Raw genomic sequence first — 3,000 nt, 5'->3', positions numbered from 1 at the left:
ATTGCGTACGCTCCAACCCGTAACGCGCCACGATACTCGCGTGGGTATCGGCGAGCATTGCATCCGATAACGCCGCATCGCCGACCGCGCGCGCCAGTGCGACACCGCCGACAAGCTGCGCCAGCAACGCGTGCGATTCCGCCTGCGGATCGGCGTAGCCCAGCTTCGCCAGCGGCGCCGCCAGCCGGCTCGCGATCCCCTCGACCCCGGCGCCAAAGCGCGCGCGGGTCGCCGGCTGCGAGCGGGCGAAATCACCCGACAGCGTCGGCAACGGGCACCCCCGGTCGCGGCTGTCACGGTGCGCGGGCGAGAGGTAGAAATCGACATAGGCGCGCAGGACGCCGCGCGGGTCGCCATTCGCGTCGATCCGCTCGGTCCGCGCGCGGGCGTCGGCGAACATCGTCCCGATCGCTTCCTTCACCAGCGCGTCCTTCGACGGAAAATGCGCGTAGAAACCGCCATGCGTCAGCCCCGCGCGCGCCATGATGCCCGCGACCGCGACATTATCGGGCCCCTTCGCGCGGATTTCCTTCGCCGCCTCTTTCAGCACCCGTTCGCGGGTCTCTGCCTTGTGCTCGGTTGAATAGCGCACTTGCGTCTCCTTTTATATGACGCATATAATATAAAGTCGACAGGACACAAGACCCATGGCTTCCATCCCGCTTTCCCCCGGCGCCGGCACCGCGGCCGACGACACGCCGTTCAACCCCGCGGCGATGCCCGACGCGCGCAAATATCTGATCTTCGCGGTGATGGCGTTCGGCCAGTTCATGGCGCTGATCGACATCCAGATCGTCGCCGCCTCGCTCAACGAGGTGCAGGCGGGGCTCAGCGCTGGCCCCGACGAGATCAGCTGGGTGCAGACCGCCTATCTGATGGCCGAACTCGTGATGATCCCCTTCTCGGCCTTCCTCGCGCAGGCGCTTTCGACGCGCTGGCTGTTCGCGGCATCGGCCGCGCTGTTCACGATCGCGAGCGTGCTGTGCGGGCTCGCGTGGAGCATCGAATCGATGATCCTGTTCCGCGCGGTGCAGGGCTTCGTCGGCGGCGCGATGATCCCGACGGTGTTCGCGACGGGCTATATGCTGTTCGAGGGCAAGCAGCGTGCGATGATTCCAGCGATCCTCGGCATGGTCTCGGTGCTCGCGCCGACGCTGGGTCCGACGGTCGGCGGCTGGATCACCGACGCGATGGGCTGGCGCTGGGTCTTTTTCATCAACGTCCTGCCCGGCGCGATGGTCACGCTCGCGATCCTCGCGCTGGTGCGGATCGACAAACCGAACCTGCCGATGCTGCGCCGCATCGACTGGGTCCATCTCGCGTCGATGGCCGTCTTCCTCGCCGGGCTCGAGTTCGTGCTTGAGGAAGGGCCCAAGCACGACTGGTTCAGCGAACCCGAAATCGCGATCGGCGCGTGGGTGTCGTTCGTCGCCTTCGGGCTCTTCCTCGAACGCTCGTTCCGCTCGGACGGGCCGATCGTGAAGCTCACCCCCTTTCGCAAGCCGACCTTTGTCTTCGCCTGCGTCTTCAACCTCGTGATCGGCTTCGGCCTTTATGCGAGCACCTATCTCGTCCCGATCTTCCTCGGCCGCGTGCAGGGCTATAATGCGTCGGAGATCGGTACGACCGTCTTCGTTTCGGGCCTCGCCCAACTTCTCGGCGTCCCCATCGCTGCCGCGCTGTCGCAAAAGGTCGATCAGCGGATCGTCATCACCTTCGGGCTCAGCCTGTTCGCGCTCGGCCTCTGGATGTTCAGCTTCATGACCCCCGAATGGGGCTTTGCCGCGCTCTTCTGGCCGCAGGTCGTGCGCAGCTTCGCGATCATGCTGTGCATCGTCCCTTCGGTCGGCCTCGCGCTCGGCAATTTCGAAGGGCCGGAGCTGCGCTATGCCTCGGGCCTGTTCAACCTGATGCGCAACCTCGGCGGCGCGATCGGCATCGCGCTCGTCAACACCTGGCTCGGCGACAATCTCCGCATCCACATGCTGCGCCTCTCCGAAGCGCTCGGCCGCTCGGCCGACGCCGCGAACGAGGCGGCGGCGGGGCTCGCGCAGCATATTGTGCGCACCATCTCCGACCCCGCGCTCGCGCAGCAGATGGCCGAGGGCATGCTCGGCCGCATCGTCGGCCGCGAGGCGCTGACGCTCGCCTTCGACGATGTCTTTCGCCTCATGTCCTACCTGTTTCTCGCGGCGCTGGTGATGGTGCCATTTTGCAAACCCCTGCCGATCGGCGGTCCGCCACCGCAGGACGCGCATTGAGCCGTGCGCGTCGGCCGAATCATGAAACTCCGGCTTCGGGAATGCGCCAAAGCGCGGTAAGTGACCCTATGCGAATCGAGGGCGACTATTCCAGCGACGGTTATGCGACGATCAGGGGGCTGATCCCTCCGGAAGTCGCTGCGAACCTCTTCCGGCAACTCCAGATCGACCTTGAGGCCGCGGGAAAATCGTTCGGGACCTTTGCCCAGTCGCACGCCCTCTCGAAGCAGCCGACGATCGAGATCTCCGGCCATTTCTACCGGCCGCTGACGACATTCCTGTGGGGCCTCACGCCGATCATGTGCGAGCTCACCGGAGCCGACCTGCTGCCCAGCTACGATTATTTTCGAATCTATCACAAGGACGATATCTGCCGCGTCCATTCGGACCGCCCGTCGTGCGAGCACAGCGTGTCGCTCACGCTGCTGTACAGCGACGGCTTGCCGTGGCCGCTCGAAGTCGGCTCGGTGCGCGTGACCGATGAGAGCCCGTGCACCGAGGATTTCGGCGACGAACCCTCGTCGGCGATCGCGATGAACCCGGGCGACGCCGTCCTGTACCGCGGAACGGATCTGCGCCACGGCCGGACGATGCCCAATCCCAACCGGTGGTCCGCGCATCTCTTCCTGTTCTGGGTCGAACGCGGCGGCGAATTCGCGCACCATGCATTCGACGAACAGCGCCTCAAATCGGAAATGGAACGGGTGAGCAAGCTGGCGGGCTAAGCGGATATCGCTCA

At 65.4% G+C, this 3,000-nt stretch carries 3 protein-coding genes; 2 read left to right on the top strand and 1 reads right to left on the bottom strand.

Features of this window, described 5'->3' with window-relative positions:
- A partial coding sequence (locus VGD20_RS05760; RefSeq protein WP_331133535.1) for a TetR/AcrR family transcriptional regulator occupies positions 1–592 on the bottom strand: 592 nt, incomplete at its 3' end.
- 55 nt (positions 593–647) lie between these two features.
- Here VGD20_RS05760 and VGD20_RS05755 point away from each other — a divergent pair.
- Together VGD20_RS05755 and VGD20_RS05750 are read left to right on the top strand one after the other, a co-directional pair.
- Complete coding sequence (locus VGD20_RS05755; RefSeq protein ID WP_331133534.1) at positions 648–2,261, top strand: DHA2 family efflux MFS transporter permease subunit; 1,614 nt, start codon at positions 648–650, stop codon at positions 2,259–2,261.
- A 68-nt stretch (positions 2,262–2,329) separates the two neighbouring features.
- Positions 2,330–2,986 carry a hypothetical protein gene (locus VGD20_RS05750; RefSeq protein WP_331133533.1) on the top strand — a complete coding sequence of 219 codons (657 nt, stop codon included), beginning with the start codon at positions 2,330–2,332 and terminating at the stop codon, positions 2,984–2,986.
- Positions 2,987–3,000 lie beyond the last annotated feature (14 nt).

The sequence above is a fragment of the Sphingopyxis sp. genome (assembly GCF_036402335.1).
In the GTDB taxonomy this organism is placed as follows: domain Bacteria; phylum Pseudomonadota; class Alphaproteobacteria; order Sphingomonadales; family Sphingomonadaceae; genus Sphingopyxis.
The sequence above is the reverse complement of the archived record's forward strand: the minus strand, read 5'-3'. Positions and strand labels throughout refer to the sequence as shown.